Origin of the sequence: Dactylosporangium sp. NPDC049742 (assembly GCF_040674675.1) — a bacterium.
Lineage (GTDB): Bacteria > Actinomycetota > Actinomycetes > Mycobacteriales > Micromonosporaceae > Dactylosporangium > Dactylosporangium maewongense.
Genome location: NZ_JBFANF010000004.1, coordinates 298,780 through 317,869, shown reverse-complemented (window position 1 = coordinate 317,869; position 19,090 = coordinate 298,780). Strand labels below are relative to the sequence as shown.

The window sequence follows — 19,090 nt, the reverse complement described above, 5'->3', positions numbered from 1 at the left end:
CTCCTCGGCCTCAACATCATCGCGTCCCTGAAGAACCTACCGCGCACCACGGAGGCGCTGCAGCAGCACGTACAGGCCGCGGTGGGCGACGAGCGCGGCCCGCGCCTGCGGCGGTGCGGCGCCGTCCCGCGCGTAGTCCCGCCACCGGACGGCCGCCTGTTGCGCGGCCACGGCGAGCTGGTCGCGCCCGGCGCCGGGCAGGTCGAGGACCCAGGCGGGGTCGTCGGACAGGGCCAGCCGGAGCAGCTCGCCCGCCATCTGCTCGGGCAGCTCGACCTCGCCGGCCGCCACGAGCCGCGCGACCTGCACCACCCGCAGCCGGTGCGCCTCGGGCCGCTGCAGCAGCCGGTCGAGCGCGTCGTGCAGCAGCTCCCGGTCCCCGGGCAGCGCGGCCCGGCCCGCGATCAGCTCCAGGCTCGCCAGCGCCCACCCGGCCTTGACCGCGTCGTCCAGGTCGTCCGCGGGCACCCCGGACGGCACGCCCCGCCGGCCGACGAGCGCGTCGACCAGCGCCGAACCGTCCGCGAGCGGCTCGCCGAGGCGCCGCCGCACGTCGAGCACCTGGCCCCCGGCGGCCGGCGACAGCCGCGGCCCGAGTTCCTCGCACAGCCCGGCCACCCAGGCGCCCAGCGAACGAGCGCCGGGACGGGGCGAAGGATCGGTCATGCGGGCAGCTTAGAGCGCGGGGCGGGCGTCGCGGTGGCGGCGCAGGGCGTCCGGATCCGGCCAGACGCGGGGGTCGATCGGCAGGTGAAGAGGCTGGCCGTGCCAGTGGTGGTAGGTGGCGTCCCTCCTGGGCGGTCAGGCGTGGGCGGGGCGCCGCACGGCGTGGCGTTCGAGGTCGGCGGGGAGCAGCGGGCGGGCGTAGTGGTAGCCCTGGGCGTAGCGGTAGCCGAGGCGGCGCAGCTCGGCGGCCTGTTCGGCGGTCTCCACGCCCTCGGCGACGGCGCGCAGGTGCAGGCCGCTGCTGATGTCGATGAGCGCGGCGGCGATGACCGCGTGCTCGCCGCCGTGGGTGACGGTGTCGACGAACGACTTGTCGACCTTCAGCAGGTCGACGGGGCAGGTGCGCAGCAGGCCGAGCGAGGAGTGGCCGGTGCCGAAGTCGTCGAGGGCGACCGCGACGCCGAGCGCCTTGAGCGCGTGCAGGGTCTCCACGGCGGTGCCGCCGTCGAAGACGGCCGTCTCGGTCACCTCGATGGTGAGGTGGTGGGCCGGCAGGCCGGTGCGGTGCAGGACGGCGGCGACGTCGGCGGCGAAACCGGCCTCGCGCAGCTGGCGGGCGGAGACGTTGACGCTGACGATGGCCGGGGCGTCCGGGCCGAGCTCGAACTGCCAGCGGGCCGCCTGCGTGCACGCCTCGGCGAGGATCCACGCGCCGAGCGGCACGATCAGGCCGGTGCGCTCCGCGGCCGGGATGAACTCGGCCGGCGAGATCGGGCCGCGCTCGGGGTGGTTCCAGCGGACGAGGGCCTCCACGCCGTACAGGGACCCGTCGGTCATGTCGACGATCGGCTGGTACACCAGGTGCAGCTGCCCGGTGTCCAGCGCGGTCCGCAGGTCGGCGGCGACGCGGGCCTGCTCGGCGCCGCGCTGGTCCATCGCGGACGTGTAGACGCTGAAGCGGCCCTTGCCCTGGTTCTTCGCCTCGTACATCGCCACGTCGGCGCGGCGCAGCAGCTCCGCGGCGGTGTCGCCGGGCCGGGCGCCGGCGAGGCCGATGCTGGCCTCGACGACGAGGTCGTGGCCGGCCGCCTGCAGCGGGCGGCGCAGCTCCGCGGTGAGCGTGTTCAGCGCCGACTCGTGCGCGGCCTGGTCGGTGCCGTGCAGCAGCAGCGCGTACTCGTCGCCGCCGAGCCGGGCGACGGTGCTGCCGGCGGGCACGTGCGCGGTGAGCACGGCGGCGACCGCCTGCAGCAGCGCGTCGCCGACCGCGTGGCCGAGCTGGTCGTTGATGCCCTTGAAGTTGTCCAGGTCGATCACGGCGACGCCGAGCGCCACCGACCCGCCGCCGAGCGCCGCTGTGGTCGCCTCGGCGAAGACCGTCCGGTTGGCGAGGCCGGTCAGCGCGTCATGGCCCGCCTGGTGGGCGAGCTTGCGCTGGTACGAGTGGAGATCGCGCAGCCGGGAGTCGAGCTGTTTCACGAGCCGGGCGTTGTCGTGCAGCCGGGCGTCGAGCTGCTGCAGCAGGGCGGCGTTGTCGCGCAGCGCGATGATCTGCCGGGCGGCGACGAGGACGGTGACGGTGATCGCGCCGACGGCCACGACGACGACGTCCGCGGAGTCCTGGATCGTCGACAGCAGCAGTAGCGCGCCGGTGGCGACGACCGCCGCGTACGGCATGACGCTCAACCGCCGGCCGGGCAGGCGGTCCGGGGGCGGCGGGGCACCCAGCGCCCGCACCTGCCGGTCGGCGGCCAGGCACAGCACCAGGCAGGTCGCCGGCAGGATCAGGTGGGAGGTGTTGAGGTGCGGCCGGGACGCCAGCAGCGGCGCGAGGGACCCGCCGCCCGCACCGACCGCGCCGGTGAGCGCGAGCAGGTGCAGCGCCCGCCGGTCGATCGGCCCGGTGCCGGTGAACGCGACCTTGATGAACGCGAAGACGCAGATGAAGCCGCCGCCGACCACGGTGAGCGCCGACCAGGTGTCGCCGGCGCTGCCCGCGAACCACGACTCCCACCGCGGGTACACCAGATGCCAGGCGAACGTGATGGTGGTGACGATCACCGTGGCGATGTCCAGGCCGAAGCGGGTCCACGCCCCGCCGGTCCGCCGGACGCCCGGGATGCGCAGCAGGCCGATCATCATGACCAGCAGCCCGCTCAGATAGATCGCCGAGGTGACGCCGCTGACGTGCTGGTTGCGGTCCACGCCGACCAGGTTGTCGCGGGCGTTGCTCATCGCGCCGCAGCCGACGAGCACGAGGCCGACGCTCACGTACCGCCAGAACGTCCGCTGCGGCCCGCCGGCCCGCCACGAGCTGGCGGCGGCGACCGGGACGCTGACCAGCAGCGTCGACCATCCGAGCAGCGCCGGCGTCCGGTACACCAGACCGACCGCGAACCAGAGGGCGGCCACCACCACGAGACCGGCGGTGATCGCCAGGGGTGCGGTCAGCCGCAGCGGCGTCACCGAACCGTCAGAGGGCGGGGACGTCACGTTCATGGCCGCACCATCGGTCCGTGACCGCCCGGCATGAGGCCCGCACCCGGTTTACTCCGGGTGCGGGCCCCCGCGGGTCAGCTGACCGTGACGGCCAGGTCGTCCAGGACGAAGGACGTCTGCAGCGACGAGTCCTCGGTGCCGTTGAACTTGATGGTGACGGTCTGGCCGGCGAAGGCGTTCAGGCTGTAGGTCTTGGCCTGGTACCCGGTGGCCTTGTTCAGGTTGGAGAGTGTGCCGAGGGTGGTGGAGCCCGCGGTGACGGTGAGCTTGTCGTACGCCGTCGTGGTGGTGGTCTCGGCGGTGTCGATGTGGACGTAGAAGGTCAGGGTCGCCGAGCAGCCGGCGGGGATGGTGACCGCCTGGGAGATGGACTCGGTGTGGGTGGAGCCGTAGCCGAGCAGCCAGGCGGAGTACGTGCCGGTGCGGGCGGGCTGGCCCTGCGAGGCCCACTGGCCGATGGCGCCGGTCGTGCCGGTCCACGAGGTGGCGCCGGACTCGAAGCCGGGGTTGAGCAGCTTCTGGCCGCTGCACGTGCCGCCGCCGCCACCGGTGACCGTCCAGCCGAACGACGCCGTGCCGCTCGCGCCCGTGGTGTCCGTCGCCGTGACCGTCGACGTGGTGGTCTGGGCGGTCGTCGGGGTGCCGGAGATGAGGCCGGTGCTGGCGTTGATGGTGAGACCCGCGGGCAGGCCGGTCGCCGAGTAGGTCAGCGTCTGGCCCGAACCGGACGACGAGGCCGAGATCTGCAGCGACTTCGCCGTGCCGACCGTCGCGGTCTGCGCGCCCGGGTTGGTGACGGTGACCGTGTTGCCGGTGCCGGCGGGCTTGGTGAGCAGGCAGCCGGCGATTGTCAGGTCGATGGCCCGCGACGAGTTGAGGCAGGTGGTGAACCAGTAGGTCTGCTCACCGTAGCTCTGGCCCTGCACGACCGTGACGTTGCCGTTCGCGTCGACCTCGCACGGGTTGTTCAGCGTGCAGCGGGCACCGTCGTCGTTACCGGTGTTGTTGATGCCGATGACCGTGTTGTTCGCCGACGACACGATCGGCGAGCCGGACGTGCCGTGCGTGGTCTGGCAGCCCGTGTTGTAGCGGATCGAGTCGTGCCAGGTCCACTGGTCCTCGCGCAGCGTCGGCACGAAGCCGTTGATGGTGCAGGTCCAGACCTGCTTCCAGTAGCTGGACGGGATCGTCATCGCCGCGCCGTCGGCCGGGTGGGTGCCGGCGATCGTCAGGGCGGTGGTGTTGAAGCTGGTCTTGATCTGCGCGAACGTCTGGGTCAGCTGGTACAGCGCGACGTCCGTGTTCGTCATCGTCGCGTAGATCAGCTTGTCGGCGCGCACGGTGCCCAGCGAGTTGCCGGTGTTGCCCAGCAGCGTGCCGGTGCGCGAGCTGGTCCGGTTCTGCAGCACGACGCCGGCGTTGATGAAGCCGCCCTCGTAGCAGTGCCCGTTGGTGAGCAGCATCGCCCGGTCGCTGTCGACCGACGTGGGGTACCGGACCAGAGCACCGGAGCAGTTGTTCAGGGCGATCGTCGCCGTCAGGCCGGTGACCTGGACCGCCTGGGCGGGCGCCGGCCCGGCGACGACGCTCGCGGCGACGGCGAGCATGGCCGCGCCGATCGCGATGACCCGTCTTGTGCGCATGGGTGGGTGGTCCCTTCGGGTTGGGGGGAACGCAGCGGGCGCCCGCGGGGATACCGCGAACACTTCGCCGACCGTCGATGTGGTGATGGCACCATCACATCGACGGGCATGGAGGTCAACGGGGCGGACCCTTTGCGTACCCCCACCGTTGCCGTCATGCTGCGCTGCATGAGTGCGCTGTTGTTCATCGGCGGCCGGGTGTTCGGCGCCGGTCCTGCTTCCGCTGTCGCGGTCCGTGACGGGCGGATCATCGCCGTTGGTGATCGCGCCTCCGTTCTATCCGAATTGTCCGGTACTGCGTTCGACGTCGTCGACCTGGACGGCCGCGCGCTCGTCCCCGGCCTGCAGGACGCGCACATCCACCCCGTCTCCGGCGCCCTGGAGCGGCTGCGCTGCGACCTGACGCCGTGGCACACGAAGGCCGAGTACCTCGCCGCCGTCGCCGCGTACCCCGGCTCCGGCTGGATCACCGGCGGCGGCTGGTCGATGGCCGCGTTCCCCGGCGGCCTGCCGCACCGTGACGACCTGGACGCCGTCGCCCCCGACCGGCCCGTCTTCCTGCCCAACCGCGACCACCACTCGGCATGGGTCAACAGCCGCGCGCTGTCCCTGGCGGGCATCTCCAGCGCTACGGCGGATCCTCCGGACGGCCGGATCGAGCGGGACGCCGCCGGGGAGCCGACCGGGGTGCTGCACGAGGGTGCCATGGACCTGGTCACGGGCCTGCTGCCGGCCGACACCGCCGAGGACTACGACCGCGCGCTCGCCGAGGCCCAGCGGTACCTGTTCAGCCTCGGCATCACCGGCTGGCAGGACGCGATCGTCGGTGCGTATGCCGGCGCCCGCGACCAGTTCGACACCTACCTGTCCGCGGATGCCGCCGGTGTACTGCGCGCCCGCGTCACCGGCGCGCTCTGGTGGGACCGCGCGGGCGACGAGTCGCAGATCGCCCTCTTCGAGTCCCGCCGCGCCGCCGCCTCCCACGGCCGCTTCCGCGCCACCGCCGTGAAGATCATGCAGGACGGTGTCGCGGAGAACTTCACCGCCGCGATGATCGACCCGTACGTGGGTCAGGGCGCCCACTGCGGCCACTCCAACGTCGACCCCGCCCACCTCGCCCGGTACGTCTCCCTGCTGTCCGCCGCCGGCTTCGGCGTCCACTTCCACGCCATCGGCGACCGCGCCGTCCGCGAGTGCCTGGACGCCGTCGCCGCCGCAGGCCCCTCGCGGGCCCGCCACCACCTCGCCCACCTGCAGGTCGTCCACCCCGCCGACGTGCCCCGGTTCGCCGCCCTGGACGTCACCGCCAACATCCAGGCCCTCTGGGCCACCCATCACGAGCAGAACGACACCCTCTGCGTCCCGTTCTTCGGCCCCGAACGCTCCGGCTGGCAGTACCCGTTCGGCTCGATCGCCCGCGCCGGCGGCCGCCTCGCCGCCGGCAGCGACTGGCCCGTGACGACCCCGAACCCGTGGTGGGCCATCCACGTCGCCGTCCACCGCACCGAACCCCCGGTCTCCGCCGAGGCCGACTGGCCGACCTCCCAGGTCCCGATGCTCCCTCGCGAGGCGCTGACCCTGGACCAGGCCCTGATCGCGTACACCCTCGGCTCGGCGTACGTGAACGGCACCGACGACGTCACCGGTTCCATCGAGGTCGGCAAGGCCGCCGACCTGGTCGTCCTGGACCGCGACCCCTTCGAACCCGACGCCAAGCTCTACGACACCGCCGCCGACCTCGTCTTCATCGACGGCCAGGTCGTTCACGAACGCTGAACGCCCAGCCTGAACCGCCGATCCGGCTCGTTCGGCACCGACAGCACGCCACGGCCCCGAATGTCAGGGTCGAAGCGGATCGTCGGGGCGCCGCGCTGCTGGAGTGACCGGGCCAGACCGTCCGACGCCAACGTCGGCGAAGGGAAGGCGATGATGTGCAGCCGCATGTGCTGGGCCTGTGGCAGGACGTCGACCAGCACTCGCAGCCGCCCGGCGTCATCGCTGTCGGCGAACACCCACAGTTCGGGGCCCGTCGATCCGAGCCGGACCGATCGCAGCCAACCTTCGGCGTCTTCCGGGACCTCGCCGAGTCCGATGACCGATCCCGGCACTGCCTGTTCGATCGTCCACCGCAGCACGCGGCGCTCGAAGGGTGAGGCGCCGATGACGACAAGGTGCCAGTCCGCGACGAAGTCCACGGCGAACTCGCCGCCGTCGGGCTCGAACGATCCGAGCCGGATCCGCTTCGATCGCCGGTCGGTCGGCGGACTCGCGATCTGCACGTGCCCCCCGCCGCCCAGCAGCCCGCGACCGGGCGTCGCCGGCGGCACCAGCCGCGCGGAGGAGACGGAGATCCTCGAGGTTTCCGGGTCGGCGAGCCGGAGTTCGACGATCGAGGCGAACCGTCCGAGATGGTTCTCGCGGAACCCGGTCCAACGCTCCTCGGCCGCCACGACCACCGCCTGCTGGCCGGCGACCAGCACGTCCAGCTGTGGAAACCGTTGAAGGGTGCGGGACCACTCGTCAACGACGAGCACCGCATCGCCCGTGGTGTCGCTCAGGAGGAAACTGATCAGCCTGACGGCCATGTCGTAGGCGCGGTCGGGATCGAGCACCTCCATCACGATGGGCAGGTCGCGGAGCGGGCCCAACTCGGCGCCGATGCAATAGACCCTGACCCGCCGTGACGTGCGGGACAGCGCGGTGACCAGGGTCCGGAGCGCGGTCGTCTTGCCGCTGCGCGGTCCGCCGACGAATGCGATGTGCCCGGACCCGGACGACACCTCCATCGCGAGTGGCGCCTGGCGGTGTTCGCGGGGGAAGTCCGCCACCCCCGTCGCGACCCTGTCGGCCGGCAGCTCGTCGAGTGCGACGAACCGCGGCAACGGTTGAAGCCAGATCTGGTGCACCGGCCCGCCCTCGCCGTCCATGCGGGTGGCGCCGCGGTCAGGGACAGGCGTGGTGCGGAACCGGACGAGGGCGTCCGTGGTCTTGTCCCGCAGATAGGCCTCTCCCGGCCCGCCGGTGCCGGCGTAGGCGTCCGGAGCGCCGATGACCTCCTGGGACTCGTCGCGGGTGGAGGTGGCCACGGCAATGCGGAACGTCAGGTACGGGTCCAGGCCCAGCAGCTGGCGCGGTCGCAGGCGGTGGGTGGTCAGCAGCAGGTGGACGCCGACCGCCCGGCCGAGCCTGCAGATCTTGAGGAGCGTGTTGACGATCGACGGATGAGCGTCCAGGAGTTCACTGAACCTGTCGATGACGATGAGCAGGCGCGGGTGCTGTCCGGTCGGCTGTCGCCGCCGGCGGGCGATCTCGCCGTCGATGACGTCCTTGAACCGTTCGATGAGCACCGGGTCGTCGCCGGAACCGAACGCGAGGCCGGCCAGGTGCCGCAAGGGCCCGAGACCGGCGAGCGTGCCGGCGTCGTGGAGGTCGACCAGGAGCAGGTTGAGGTCGGTGGGGCTGTGGGTGGCGGCGAGACCGAGGATCAAGGTCCGGAGCAGGTCGGCCCTGCCCGAGTCGGTCGCGCCGACGATGATGCCGTGCGGGCCCATGCCTCCCAGGCCCGGGTCGCGCAGGTCGAGATCGACCGGCCGGCCGTCGGCGTCAGTGCCGAGCCGGACGGTCAGGCTCCGGGGCGCGATGGTCTCGTCGGCGGAGTCGGATCCGAGGTCAACCCGCGGGGGCGGCCCCGCGACCCCGGTGGCGGTGAGGTCGCGCACGTAGGCGTCGTGGGAGCCGCCGAGCTGCTGGATTGGCAGGGCGACCTGCAGGCGCCGGGCTTCGCCGACCACGGCGCGGCCGCGGCCGGCGCGGCGCAGCCCGCGGGCGTCGGCGGCGGAGACCCTGGAGGTCTCGGGGTCGGCGAGGAGCAGCTCGATGATCGTGCCGAACGTCGCGAGGTCGTCGTCGCTGAACTGGTCCCAGCGTTCGTCGGCCGCCACGATCACCGCATGGCCGGACTGCGCCAGCTCTTCGAGGTCAGGGCACCGGTCACGGACAGCGGACCAGCCGTCGACGACCAGCACCGTGTCGGGGAAGGGCGACGGGTCGCGCAGCAGCGCCGCGACCGTCGTGGCGACCAGGGTGTCGTCGGGTTCGAGGACGGTGACCACCGGGGGCAGGCCGGCCAGCGAGCCGAGACCTCCGCCGACGCAGTACACGCCGACCGGGCGCGACGTGCGGCTCAGCGCGGTGACGACGGTCAGCAGGGCGGTCGTCCTGCCGGTGCCGCGGGCGCCGACGACGGCGACGTTCCCCGATGCGCGCGTGAGGTCGATGGCGAACGGTCGGCGGCGGTGTTCGCGGGGGATGTCGACCTCGCCGATGACGACGCCGTCGGCCGGTAGGTCGCCGAGGGCGAGCTGCTTCGGCAGGGGCGGGAGCCACACCTGGTGCACCGGGCCGCCGTGCCCGGCCATGGCGGCGACGAGGACGTCAAGCAGCGTGTCCGCGCGCGGTCCCCGGTACGGGTCGAGGACGTCGTCCCAGGTCGGGGGCGTCGGCGGGTACGGGCCGGAGACGTACGCGGCACGGAAGCGGAGTGGCGCGTCGTCGTCGAGGGTGCGCAGGTAGCCGTGGCCCGGGCCGTGCGGGAGGGCGGACGCGTCAGGGGTGCCGATGGCGTCCTGGGACTCGGATGCGGAGGAGGTGCGCAGGGCGATCCGGAAGGACAGGTGGGCCTCGAGGCCGCGCAGCAGGCCCGGCTGGAAGCGCTGGCCGGCCAGCAGGAGGTGGATGCCGAGGGCGCGGCCGTGCCGGCCGATCGTCGCGAACGTCTCGATGAGCGACGGGTCCGTGGTGAGCATGGCGTCGAACTCGTCGACGACGACGAGCAGGTGCGGGCGGCGTTCGGTGAACGGCTCCTGGCGGCGCATCACCTCGCCCTGCACGACGTCCTTGAACCGGTCGAGGAGGGACAGGTCGTCGCCCAGGTCGAGGGCCAGGCCGGCGAGGTGGGGGAGCGGGTCGAGTCCGGTGAAGGTGGCGCCGCCGCGGAAGTCGACGGGAAGGATGGTGAGGTCGGCCGGGCTGTTGGTCGCGGCGAGGCCGAGGATGAGGGTCCGCAGCAACTCGGACTTGCCGGAGCCGACCGCGCCGACGACGAGGCCGTGCGGGCCCGCGCCGCCGTGCCCGGGTTCGCGCAGGTCGAGCAGCACCGGGCGGCCGTCCGGGTCGGTGCCGATCGGCACGGTCAGGTTCCCCCGTGTCGTCCACGCCGTGGCGGGGTCGAACGCCGGCGGGTCGATGCCGTGCAGCTGCGGGAACGGCACGGCCTCGTAGCCGCCGGCGGCCTCCTGGACGGCCTGGCGCGGCGGGGGTGGGGGGACGACCTGGACGAGGGTTCCGAGGATGGTGCTCGCCAGGCTGCGGCCGGCCGGGTCGCCGGTGCGGGCGGCGTGTTCGAGCTCCACCGCGATGCGGCGGACGTCCGCGCCCGGCAGCAGGGCCAGCTCACCCAGCTCGGCGAGGGCCGACAGCCGGGTCAGGCCGTCGACCGACCGGGTGTCGGCCAGCGCCGCGTCCAGGCGGTCCTGCAACGAGGTCCGGGGGCGCAGCCGGCCGGTCATGGCGACGAACCACTCGTGGGTCAGGGCGGGGCCGCCGGCGGAGGTGCGGTTCGCGGCGAGCCAGTCGGTGGCGCGGGCCGGGTCGACCAGGTTCAGGGCGGTGAGGCGCTGGGCGTGTTCGAGTTCCGGCTGGGTGTGCCAGGTCGGGTGCTGGTCGGTGTACTGCTCCAGCAGCACCGCGACGCGGGCCGGTCGTTCGGGGCCGAAGCGGGCCACGAGGGAGGCGAGCAGCGCGTCGCGGAGGGTGGGGTCGATCTCGTACAGGTCCTCGCCGACCTCGCGGAACAGCGGCGACAGCAGCAGGGCGGCCTCGGTCTCGAACGGCAGGACGGCCGGCGGGTCGAGGAAGAAGTTGATGCGCAGCAGGTGCAGCAGGCCCGCGTCGACGGCGACCGGGACCGCCGCGTGGCAGGCCAGCTCCAGCGCGCCCGCGGGCAGGCGGGACCGGGCCGCGGCGAGGCCGGCCGCGACGGGGGAGGAGCGCACCCAGGAGCCGGCGGTCACAGCGGCCTCGGCACGGGGTACGGGCGGCCGCGCAGCACGTCGACCGCGTGGTACATGCCGGCGCGGGTCAGCGGGAACATCGGCACGTGCCGGGCGACCTGTTCGGCGGTGCTGCGCCGCCAGCGGGCCGCGGGGACCGGGTTCAGCCAGGTGAGGGCGCCCGCGGCGGACCGCAGCGCCTTGCCGAGCGCGACCGTGTCGAGCAGCCGGGCTGGGCTCAGCGTGCCGCGGGCCGCGCCGGCGTCGCTGATGACGGCGGCGCCGGTGGTCGCGGTGACCGTGTCCAGCACCTCGCGCAGGGGGAGCGGCGAGGTCAGCGCGGGATCGCCGTACACGGTGCCGTCCAGCAACGGCTCGACGGACGGCAGGACCGCGTCGAGCGCCGGGTCGAACGGGTCCGGCACCGCGGACAGCAGCGCGGGATCCGCCGCGCCGGCCGTGTTGTGGAAGTAGACGACGGTGAGCGCGCTGAGCCGCCCGGCGCGCCGGACGGCCTGCTCGACGTGCTCGACGTACCGGTGGAAGGGGGCCATCGAGCCCTGCCGGTCCACGAGCAGCAGCAGCCGGGTCGTGTTGCGGCGGGCCGGCACCAGGACCGGGGGCACGGGCACGCCGAGGCGCGCCGAGCGGCGCAGGGTCTCGTCGACGTCGAGCTCGACGGGTGGGCCGTGCCGGGTCGGGCGCCGCAGCCCGCGCCACACCTGGACGATCTCGCGTTCGGTCAGCGGGTACTGCGGGGTCAGCACCAGCGTCGTGTCGACGCGCCCGGTGCCGGGAGGAGCCGCGGGAAGGTCCCGGTTCGGCGCGGCGACCGGCGGCGGCGACGGGGCGGCGACCGGCTCGTCGGCCGCGCCATCCGCGACGGACGGGGCGGCGACGGTGAGCGACGGTGCCGCCTCAAGAACGACAGCGGGCGCCGCCAGAGTCCACTGTGGAGCGTCGATCCGGGCGAACGCCGCCCGCACCATGTCCGCCTCCGCCGCGGTCTTCGCCCACAGCGTCACGCACAGCTCCGTCAGCGCGGCGCCGGACGTCCAGCCGAACCCGGCGGCGAGGGCGCGGCGCAGCGCGTCGCAGTCGTCGACGCCGAGCGGCAGCCCCCGGCGGCGGAGCTGGTCGATGAGCGCGTGGACGAACGGCGGCACGGCTCAGCGCTCCAGCCGCAGCGCGTCCGACTGCTGCTTGACGAGAGCCCCGGCGAAGGGCAGCCGGCCGTCACCGGGGCGCGCGCCGACGGCCTGCAGGTAGCTGACCCAGTCGAGCAGCTCGCTGAGGCCGGGCTTCTTGGCCAGGTCCAGGGACCGCAGCCGCAGCAGCGTGTCGATCGCCTCCGCGCGCAGCTGGACGTCGCCGATGCCGTGCAGGGCCAGGATCGCGTCGAGCTCCGCGGCGGCGTCGGGGAACCGCACGTGGTGGAACACGCACCGGCGCAGGAACGCGGCCGGCAGCGCCTTCTCCTCGTTGTTGGTGACGACGATGACGGGCCGCAGGTCGGGCCGGTCGGCGGGCACCGCGTGCCGCTCGCCGTGCGCCTCGGGCACGTCGAACGCCAGCTGGTCCAGCTCGCGCAGCAGGTCGTTGGGGAAGTCGATGTCGGCCTTGTCGATCTCGTCGATGAGCACCATCGACCGGCGGCCGTGCCCGGCGCGCACGATCGCCCGGCCGAGCGGCCCGAGCCGAACGTAGTCACGTTCGTCCGGAGCCGAACGACCGAGGCGGCCGACGCCGCGGCCGAGTTGGGTGTCGTACAGGCGGCGCACCGCGTCGTACACGTACAGCAGGTCCTGCCCGCGGCTGGTCGACTTGATGTACGCCTCTTCCAGGGGCAGCGACAGGGCGTAGGAGACGGCGTGCGCGAGGCGGGTCTTGCCCGCACCCGGGTCACCCTGCAGCAGCAGCGGCCGGCCGAGCGCGATCGCGACGTTCACCGCCTCCTCCAGCTCGGTGGAGGCGCGGTACGGCTCCCGCTGCCGCGTCTCGAACCGCGGCTGGGGACCGGAGGACCCGGCGGCCTCGATGTCACGCCGGTCCGGCAGCTCCGCGAGCCGGTCGAAGCGCAGCGACGTGTCGACGCTGTGGCGGGTGAGCATCAGGCCTCCTGGTCTTCGAGGTCTTCGAGGTAGCCGCGCAGCTCGTCCGGCTGGAACCGGACGCGGTCGATGCACTCGGCGAGCTCCTCGTACGTGTACCGCACGTCGAGGTCCTCGCCGATCCGGGCGACGATGTCGCTCGTCCACGCCGCCGCCAGGGGCCGCGGCCAGCGCTTGTACACGGTGACGTGGGCCGCCCACCGCTCGACGTCGCGGTGCGCGAACCGCGGCCGGGGCAGCGCGGTCACGCCGTCCGGGAACCCGCCGTCGGGCACGCCGAGCAGGAACAGCATGCACCAGCGTTTCGGCTGCCCGTACGCCTCCCGCACCCGCCGGGTGAGCTCGGCGACGTCGTCGGCCCGGGTGCCCCGCACCGACACCGGACAGATCACGTTGCGCGCCCGGAGCACGCCGGTGTACCGCGTGACCGCCCGCACCGCGGTGTCGACGGAGTGCAGCTCGGCGCTCAGGTCCAGCCAGTGCTGCCGGGCGATGTCGCCCACGTACTGCCGCAGCCACGCGCACAGGTTCTCCACCACGGCCTGCTCGCCGGCGTCGACGCCGAACGCGAGGAACCGCCCGCCGGCCGCGGCCATCGCCTCGAGGATCGCGGTCTTGAGCAGGTCGAGGTCGAAGTACGCCGTGTCCAGCAGCTGGTGTACGGGCAGCGCCCGGTCCGACCGGCCGACCGCGACGCCGAGCCGGAACCGGCGCACGATGTGCGCGACGGGCACCGCGTACAGCACGTTCGCGGCCCGGCCGCCCTCGACCCGCTCCCGCACCTGCTCGATCAGCACGCCGACGACCGCCCCGTCGACGGTCACCGCGCTGCCGGAGTACCCGCGGTAGTCGTGCAGCGCCTCCGCCACGTGCAGCTGCAGCACGGTCATCTCGTCGCCGCCCTGGTTGACGATGAGGTGGTCGGTGGCGGTCACGGTGCCCGTGAGCTGCGCGTCGTGGTCCCGTGGCCGGGCCGTCACCCGCCAGTCGGCGCGCAGCACGGCGTGCGTCAGCGCGGGCACGATCGCCAGCGACTCCGCGACCCGGAGAGTAGCGACGTCGAGCGTCGGCTCCGCCTGGACCGCCTCGACCGGTAGCCGTACACCTGCCGCCGTGACGAACTCGAGGTCCTCGGCGGACCGGTCCCGCACCACGTGCGCCGCCGTGGCGACGATCCGGTCCGTCAGGACGAACCCGCTGCCCAGATCCCTGCCACCGGCGACGATGCGCCCGTCGATCATCCTGTCTGGCCGCCGGCCGCGTCCGCCTGCTCGGCCGGGGGCTTGCGCCGCAGCGTGACGGTCACCTCGAACGTCGCGCCGGTCGTGGCCCGCGACACGACGACACCGGCCTCGGCGGTGAGCGTCACGCCGAACTTCGCCTGCAGCTCCGCGACCTCCCAGCCGGAGAGGTCAGGCGTGACGTTCGCGGCGACCGCCCGCACCCCGGCGACGACCGCCGACTGCACGTCGCCGAGCCGGTCCCGCAGCCGCTCGACGGCGTTGTCACCCCACGAGATCTCCCGCCCGCCGCCGACCTCGACCACCTGCACCACAACACCGTCAGCCACCGCCGCGTCGCTCATGGCCACACCGTACCCGGGCATGCATGACGCTCACTATCGGCGCTCCGGCCGCCCGGATCGCACCGTTCAGCGCCCGGCTGGGCGGTTCGGTGTGCGGTCGTGTTCAGCCGCGCCGGAGCGCGCCGGCGAGGGTCGACACGGCGTAGCCGAGCAGCGCCAGCCCGGTCCCGGCGCCCGCGAGGAGCCCGGCCTCGACCGCGGTGGCGAGCCCGGTGACCAGCGCGGCGGCCGCGACGGCGCAGACGACCGCGCCGAGCACCCGCAGGCGCGGGTCGCGAAGCACCGGCACCAGCGGGAAGAAGTGCGCGCCGACCACCGCCGACACCAGCACCGGGATGTACTCCCGCGGCCCGGCGACGGCCAGCAGCCACGCCCCGAGCCCGGCCGCGGCGAACTCGGGGACCACGATCAGCAGGTACCGCCGGTCCGCGGCCCGGTCCCGCTCCACCGCCGGCTCCCGCCTGGCCCGGCCGAGCACGGCCATGCCGCAGACCGCCGTGGCCAGACCCGCCACACTGCCGATCACCAGCAGCGTCCGCAGCAACCCGTCGGACTTCGGCACGCTGAACCAGACCGTCGCGAACACGCCGAGATACAGCCCGGTGAGCCCCGCCTGCTTCAGCGAGCGTTCCTCCACCACCACCGACGACACCACAACAACATCCCTCCCCCCGATGACCGGCGACCCGCGGCGCGACACCATGACGACCGCCGCAGCCCCACAGGCTGCTCGACCGCCTCGGCGCCAACCTCGGCGACGCCGAGGACCCCGTCGTGATGCTGCCCGCCGGCTCGGCCGTCGAGGAGTACGCCGCCACGACGCTCGACGGCGCCACCGTCTCGTCCGGCGACGCCGGCGGCGTCCTGCTGGTCGGGTTCTTCTCCATCGGCTGCACGCACTGCACGACGCAGCTGCCGAAGTTCGCCGAGCGGGCCCGCGGCCATGCCGGCGGCCGCGACCTGGTCCTCGCCGTCGTCGTCGCCGACGAGACGCAGGATCCGAAGCCGTACGTCGGGCCGCTCACCGGCGTCGCGCGCGTGGTCCATGAGGGGCCCGCCGGGCCGGTCGCCCACGCGTTCGGCGTCACCGGCTTCCCGGCGATGGGCCTGGTCGACCCCGACGGCACCGTGCGCGCCAGCGGCTCGCAGGTCACCGCGCTCCCGCAGGACGCGCCGTCTGCGCGGGTCGCCGCGCCGGCCGAGGCGACCGCGGGCGTATGAGCCTGCTGCGCGACGCGCGGCACGCCGTCCGGCTCGGGGTGCGCGCCTGCCCCGGCCGGCTGGCCGCCGACGCCGCCGTGACCCTGCTGAGCGCGCTCGTCCCGGTCGCCACAGTGTGGCTGCTCAAGCGTGTCCTCGACGTCCTCGCCGGAGACCCGCCGCGGCCCGGTCTCGCCCCGGCCGTGGCCGGCCTGGTCCTCGCCGGCGCGCTGGCCGCCACGTTGCCGTCGCTCAGCCAGTACCTGCAGGCCGAGGTCGGCCGCGTCATCGGCCGGAAGGCCCAGTCGGACCTGTTCCAGGCCACCGCCCGGCTCGGCGGCCTGGCCCGCATCGAGGACCCGCCTTCCACGACCGGCTGCGGGTGGCCCAGTCGGCCGGGCGGTCCGGCCCCGGACGGGTCGTGCAGGGCGCGCTCGGCACCGGTCAGCTGGTCGTCACGCTCGGCGGCCTGGTCGCCGTGCTCGCCGCGATCAGTCCGCTCATCGCCGCCGCCACCCTGCTCGGCCTCGTGCCGGCCCTCGTCGCCGAGGTGCGGCTCAGCCGCGAGGAGGCGGCGATGCTGTGGAGCATCAGCCCGCACGAGCGCCGCGAGGCGTTCTACGCCGAGCTGCAGACCAGCCTCCCGGCGGCCAAGGAGGTCCGGCTGCTCGGCCTGTCGGAGCTCTTCCGCGTGCGCATGCTCGACGAGCTCGCGGTGGCCGACGGGCAGCGCCGGCGGCTCGACGGACGGCAGCTGCGCACCCAGTTCACCCTCGCGCTGGCCTCGGCCGCGCTGCTCGGCGGCACCCTCGCCTGGGCCGTGCGCGGCGCCGGCCGCGGCGAGCTCAGCATCGGCGAGGTGTCCGCGCTCGTCGCCGCGATCGCCGCGCTGCAGGGCACCCTGGCGTCGCTCGTCGGCCGGATCTCGCTCGTCCACCACGCGCTGCTGCTGTACCGGCACTACCGCGCCGTGCTGAGCGCCGAGCCCGACCTGCCGGAGCCCGCCGAGCCCCGGCCGGCGAGCCCCGGCCGGTGCCCGCGCTGCGGCGGGGCATCGAGCTGCGCGGCGTGTGGTTCCGTTACGGGCCCGACCAGGACTGGGTGCTGCGCGGCGTCGACCTGCTGATCCCGCACGGCACCACGGTCGGGCTCGTCGGCCTCAACGGCGCCGGCAAGTCCACGATCGTGAAGCTGCTCTGCCGCTTCTACGACCCCGAGCGCGGCGCGGTCCTGTGGGACGGCGTCGACCTGCGCGAGCTGTCGCTGGCCGGGCTGCGCGAGCGGGTCGGCGTGCTCTTCCAGGACTACATGAGCTACGAGCTGACCGCGGCGGAGAACATCGGCCTCGGCGACGTCGCCGCCCTCACCGACGACGCGCGGATCCATGCCGCGGCCCGGCGCGCCGGGATCGACCCCGTGCTGCGGGAGCTGCCCGCCGGGTACCGCACGATGCTGTCGAAACTGTTCGCGCCCGGCGACGACGACAGCGCCGGCGTGCTGCTGTCCGGCGGGCAGTGGCAGCGGCTCGCGCTCGCCCGCACGTACCTGCGCGACCGCCGCGACTTGCTGATCCTCGACGAGCCGAGCTCGGGCCTGGACGCCGAGGCCGAGCACGCCGTGCACCGCGGGCTGCGCGCGCACCGCGAAGGGGCGACCAGTCTGCTGGTGTCGCACCGGCTCGGCGCGCTGCGCGACGCCGACACGATCGTCGTGCTCGCCGGCGGGCGGGTCACCGAGCGGGGCACCCACGCGGACCTGGTCGCCGCCGACGGCGAGTACGCCCGGCTGTTCCGGCTGCAGGCCGCCGGCTACCGGCCGCCGGAGGAGGTGCCGGCGTGAGGCTCGCCCTGCTCGCCGCGTTCCTCGCCGCGGGCGCCGGTGCCCTGCTCGTCCTGCGGCGGCGGTTCCTCGCCGTCACCGTGACCGGCGTGAGCATGGAGCCGACCCTGCGCCCGGGCGACCGGGTGCTCGTCCGCCGGGTGCCGCTGCACCGCGTGCGGCGCGGGCAGCTCGTCGTGATCCGCCCGCCCGCCGGCCTGCCCCACCCGCAGGACAGCCCGCCCTGGATGGTGAAGCGGGCCGTGGCACTGCCCGGCGACACCGTGCCGATCGAGGTGCCCGCGCTGGACGACGGCTCCGGGGTGGTGCCACCCGGCCGCTTCGTCGTCCTCGGCGACAATGCCGGCCGCAGCTACGACTCCCGCCGCGCCGGCTGCTTCCGGTCCGATGCGCTGCTCGGCGTCGTGGTGCGGACGCTTCGCTGAGCACTCCCGGCGGTCCGGATCAGGTGCGCGTCCGGAACGGGGCCACGGTGGCCCGGATGTGCTCGGCCGCGCCCCAGTCGTCGTCGAACTGGGCCAGCACGGCGAGGTGCTGCCGCAGCTGGATGATCGGCATACGGTCCGGCCAGCCGGCGTCGAGCGCGGTCAGCTCCGCGTACACCTCGAAGAACCGCCGCGCCTCGGGCGGGGGCGCGGTGGACCACACATGGGCCAGGTCGACCTCGGCCCACGTGTACGACACGGCCGGGTCGATCACGGCGGGCCGCCCGTCGGGAGTGGCCATGATGTTCTGCGCCCACAGGTCGCCGTGCGTCAGGCAGGCGGGCCGGTCCGGCAGCAGCTCCGGCAGCCGGTCGCAGAGCCGCTCCAGCGCCGCCCGGTCCGCGGGTCCGAGCGCCGCGTCGACCCGCGGCTCCCCGAGCCACCGCAGCAGCCGGTGCTGCGCGAAGAACGCGAAACCGTCGTCGTCCCAGGCGTTGCGCTGCCGGCGGCGGCCCAGCCAGTTGTCGCGGTGCCACCCGAAGCGGGCCTGGGTCGTGCCCGTGTGCAGCCCGGCGAGCGCGTGCGCGAACCGCTCCCAGAACGCCTCGGTGTGCGGCCGCGGCGCCAGCACCGACAGCACGAGCAGCTCCCGGCCCGCCAGGACCACGTCGGGCGTCGCCAGGCCGCCGAGCTCGCGCAGCGCGGCCAGCCCCTCGGCCTCGGTCTCGAACACGTCGTCGCCCGGCGCGTCGGCGAAGGCCTTCACGAACAGCGGCGGCCCGCCCCGGCGGGTCGCGATGCCCGCGAGCGCCGCGAGCCCGCCGCCGGCCGGCTCCACGGCGTCGACGTCCCGCAGCCCGGCCCGGTGCAGCCCTTCCAGCAGCAACGTCGTGGGCGCGGTCATGCACGTGCCTCCTGTGCCCGCTGGTTGGTCCGCATGTGATCATCATGATCGATCGCGGCTCGCCGGAGAAGGGCAGGTTCGCCGGCCGGAGGTCGGGGGACTGCGCGAGCCGGCTGATCATTGCGGCGGCGGAGAACGCCCGGGCCACGGCGGTGGTCGCTACGATCG

Annotated in this window: 15 protein-coding genes; 5 read left to right on the top strand and 10 right to left on the bottom strand. The window is 74.2% G+C overall.

Features of this window, described 5'->3' with window-relative positions; genetic code table 11:
* Nucleotides 1-36: 36 nt before the first annotated feature.
* The 3 genes from AB0J72_RS08435 to AB0J72_RS08425 form a co-directional block, all read right to left on the bottom strand.
* A complete protein-coding gene (locus AB0J72_RS08435; RefSeq protein ID WP_363396161.1) occupies nt 37-666 on the bottom strand; it encodes a hypothetical protein in 630 nt (209 codons plus the stop codon).
* A gap of 135 nt (nt 667-801) precedes the next feature.
* The gene (locus AB0J72_RS08430) at nt 802-3,165 is read right to left on the bottom strand and encodes an EAL domain-containing protein (protein WP_363396158.1); all 2,364 of its coding nucleotides are present in this window, start codon (nt 3,163-3,165) and stop codon (nt 802-804) included.
* Nucleotides 3,166-3,239: 74 nt separating this feature from the next.
* On the bottom strand, nt 3,240-4,808 hold the full coding sequence (locus AB0J72_RS08425; protein WP_363396155.1) for a putative Ig domain-containing protein: 1,569 nt from the start codon (nt 4,806-4,808) through the stop codon (nt 3,240-3,242).
* A gap of 168 nt (nt 4,809-4,976) precedes the next feature.
* Here AB0J72_RS08425 and AB0J72_RS08420 point away from each other — a divergent pair, with 168 nt between their 5' ends.
* Nucleotides 4,977-6,584: an amidohydrolase gene (locus AB0J72_RS08420; RefSeq protein ID WP_363396152.1), complete on the top strand. Its 1,608-nt coding sequence runs from the start codon at nt 4,977-4,979 to the stop codon at nt 6,582-6,584.
* Here the strand turns inward: AB0J72_RS08420 and AB0J72_RS08415 are convergent.
* The 6 genes from AB0J72_RS08415 to AB0J72_RS08390 all read right to left on the bottom strand — a co-directional run bounded on the left by AB0J72_RS08415 (nt 6,572) and on the right by AB0J72_RS08390 (nt 15,197).
* On the bottom strand, nt 6,572-10,879 hold the full coding sequence (locus AB0J72_RS08415) for an FtsK/SpoIIIE domain-containing protein (RefSeq protein WP_363396149.1): 4,308 nt from the start codon (nt 10,877-10,879) through the stop codon (nt 6,572-6,574). The two genes, AB0J72_RS08420 and AB0J72_RS08415, sit on opposite strands and share 13 nt — an antisense overlap.
* The gene (locus tag AB0J72_RS08410; protein WP_363396146.1) at nt 10,876-12,024 is read right to left on the bottom strand and encodes a VWA domain-containing protein; all 1,149 of its coding nucleotides are present in this window, start codon (nt 12,022-12,024) and stop codon (nt 10,876-10,878) included. The genes AB0J72_RS08415 and AB0J72_RS08410 overlap by 4 nt, the downstream gene beginning before the upstream one ends.
* A gap of 3 nt (nt 12,025-12,027) precedes the next feature.
* Nucleotides 12,028-12,969, bottom strand: coding sequence for a MoxR family ATPase (locus AB0J72_RS08405; RefSeq protein WP_363396143.1), 942 nt, complete (start codon nt 12,967-12,969; stop codon nt 12,028-12,030).
* On the bottom strand, nt 12,969-14,210 hold the full coding sequence (locus AB0J72_RS08400; RefSeq protein ID WP_363396140.1) for a serine protease: 1,242 nt from the start codon (nt 14,208-14,210) through the stop codon (nt 12,969-12,971). Before AB0J72_RS08400 ends, AB0J72_RS08405 begins: the two co-directional genes overlap by 1 nt.
* Nucleotides 14,207-14,554 (bottom strand): CU044_2847 family protein, encoded by a 348-nt coding sequence (locus AB0J72_RS08395; protein ID WP_363396137.1) that lies wholly within the window; start codon nt 14,552-14,554, stop codon nt 14,207-14,209. Before AB0J72_RS08395 ends, AB0J72_RS08400 begins: the two co-directional genes overlap by 4 nt.
* 103 nt (nt 14,555-14,657) lie before the next feature.
* Nucleotides 14,658-15,197, bottom strand: a complete 540-nt coding sequence (locus AB0J72_RS08390) for a hypothetical protein (RefSeq protein WP_363396134.1) — start codon at nt 15,195-15,197, stop codon at nt 14,658-14,660.
* A gap of 134 nt (nt 15,198-15,331) precedes the next feature.
* Here AB0J72_RS08390 and AB0J72_RS08385 point away from each other — a divergent pair, with 134 nt between their 5' ends.
* The 4 genes from AB0J72_RS08385 (at nt 15,332) to AB0J72_RS08370 (ending at nt 18,018) form a co-directional block, all read left to right on the top strand.
* On the top strand, nt 15,332-15,775 hold the full coding sequence (locus AB0J72_RS08385) for a TlpA disulfide reductase family protein (RefSeq protein WP_363396302.1): 444 nt from the start codon (nt 15,332-15,334) through the stop codon (nt 15,773-15,775).
* 361 nt (nt 15,776-16,136) lie between these two features.
* On the top strand, nt 16,137-16,880 hold the full coding sequence (locus AB0J72_RS08380; RefSeq protein WP_363396131.1) for a hypothetical protein: 744 nt from the start codon (nt 16,137-16,139) through the stop codon (nt 16,878-16,880).
* Complete coding sequence (locus AB0J72_RS08375; protein WP_363396128.1) at nt 16,823-17,593, top strand: ATP-binding cassette domain-containing protein; 771 nt, start codon at nt 16,823-16,825, stop codon at nt 17,591-17,593. The genes AB0J72_RS08380 and AB0J72_RS08375 overlap by 58 nt, the downstream gene beginning before the upstream one ends.
* Nucleotides 17,590-18,018: a S26 family signal peptidase gene (locus AB0J72_RS08370; RefSeq protein WP_363396125.1), complete on the top strand. Its 429-nt coding sequence runs from the start codon at nt 17,590-17,592 to the stop codon at nt 18,016-18,018. Before AB0J72_RS08375 ends, AB0J72_RS08370 begins: the two co-directional genes overlap by 4 nt.
* 19 nt (nt 18,019-18,037) lie before the next feature.
* Here AB0J72_RS08370 and AB0J72_RS08365 read toward each other — a convergent pair whose 3' ends face one another.
* A complete protein-coding gene (locus AB0J72_RS08365; RefSeq protein ID WP_363396122.1) occupies nt 18,038-18,922 on the bottom strand; it encodes a fructosamine kinase family protein in 885 nt (294 codons plus the stop codon).
* Nucleotides 18,923-19,090 lie beyond the last annotated feature (168 nt).

Coding starts and splice junctions, on each gene's coding strand:
- AB0J72_RS08435 (WP_363396161.1), bottom strand. CDS start 666: ATGACCGATCCTTCGCCCCGTCCCGGCGCTCGTTCGCTGGGCGCCTGG.
- AB0J72_RS08430 (WP_363396158.1), bottom strand. CDS start 3,165: ATGAACGTGACGTCCCCGCCCTCTGACGGTTCGGTGACGCCGCTGCGG.
- AB0J72_RS08425 (WP_363396155.1), bottom strand. CDS start 4,808: ATGCGCACAAGACGGGTCATCGCGATCGGCGCGGCCATGCTCGCCGTC.
- AB0J72_RS08420 (WP_363396152.1), top strand. CDS start 4,977: ATGAGTGCGCTGTTGTTCATCGGCGGCCGGGTGTTCGGCGCCGGTCCT.
- AB0J72_RS08405 (WP_363396143.1), bottom strand. CDS start 12,969: ATGCTCACCCGCCACAGCGTCGACACGTCGCTGCGCTTCGACCGGCTC.
- AB0J72_RS08400 (WP_363396140.1), bottom strand. CDS start 14,210: ATGATCGACGGGCGCATCGTCGCCGGTGGCAGGGATCTGGGCAGCGGG.
- AB0J72_RS08395 (WP_363396137.1), bottom strand. CDS start 14,554: ATGAGCGACGCGGCGGTGGCTGACGGTGTTGTGGTGCAGGTGGTCGAG.
- AB0J72_RS08385 (WP_363396302.1), top strand. CDS start 15,332: ATGCTGCCCGCCGGCTCGGCCGTCGAGGAGTACGCCGCCACGACGCTC.
- AB0J72_RS08365 (WP_363396122.1), bottom strand. CDS start 18,922: ATGACCGCGCCCACGACGTTGCTGCTGGAAGGGCTGCACCGGGCCGGG.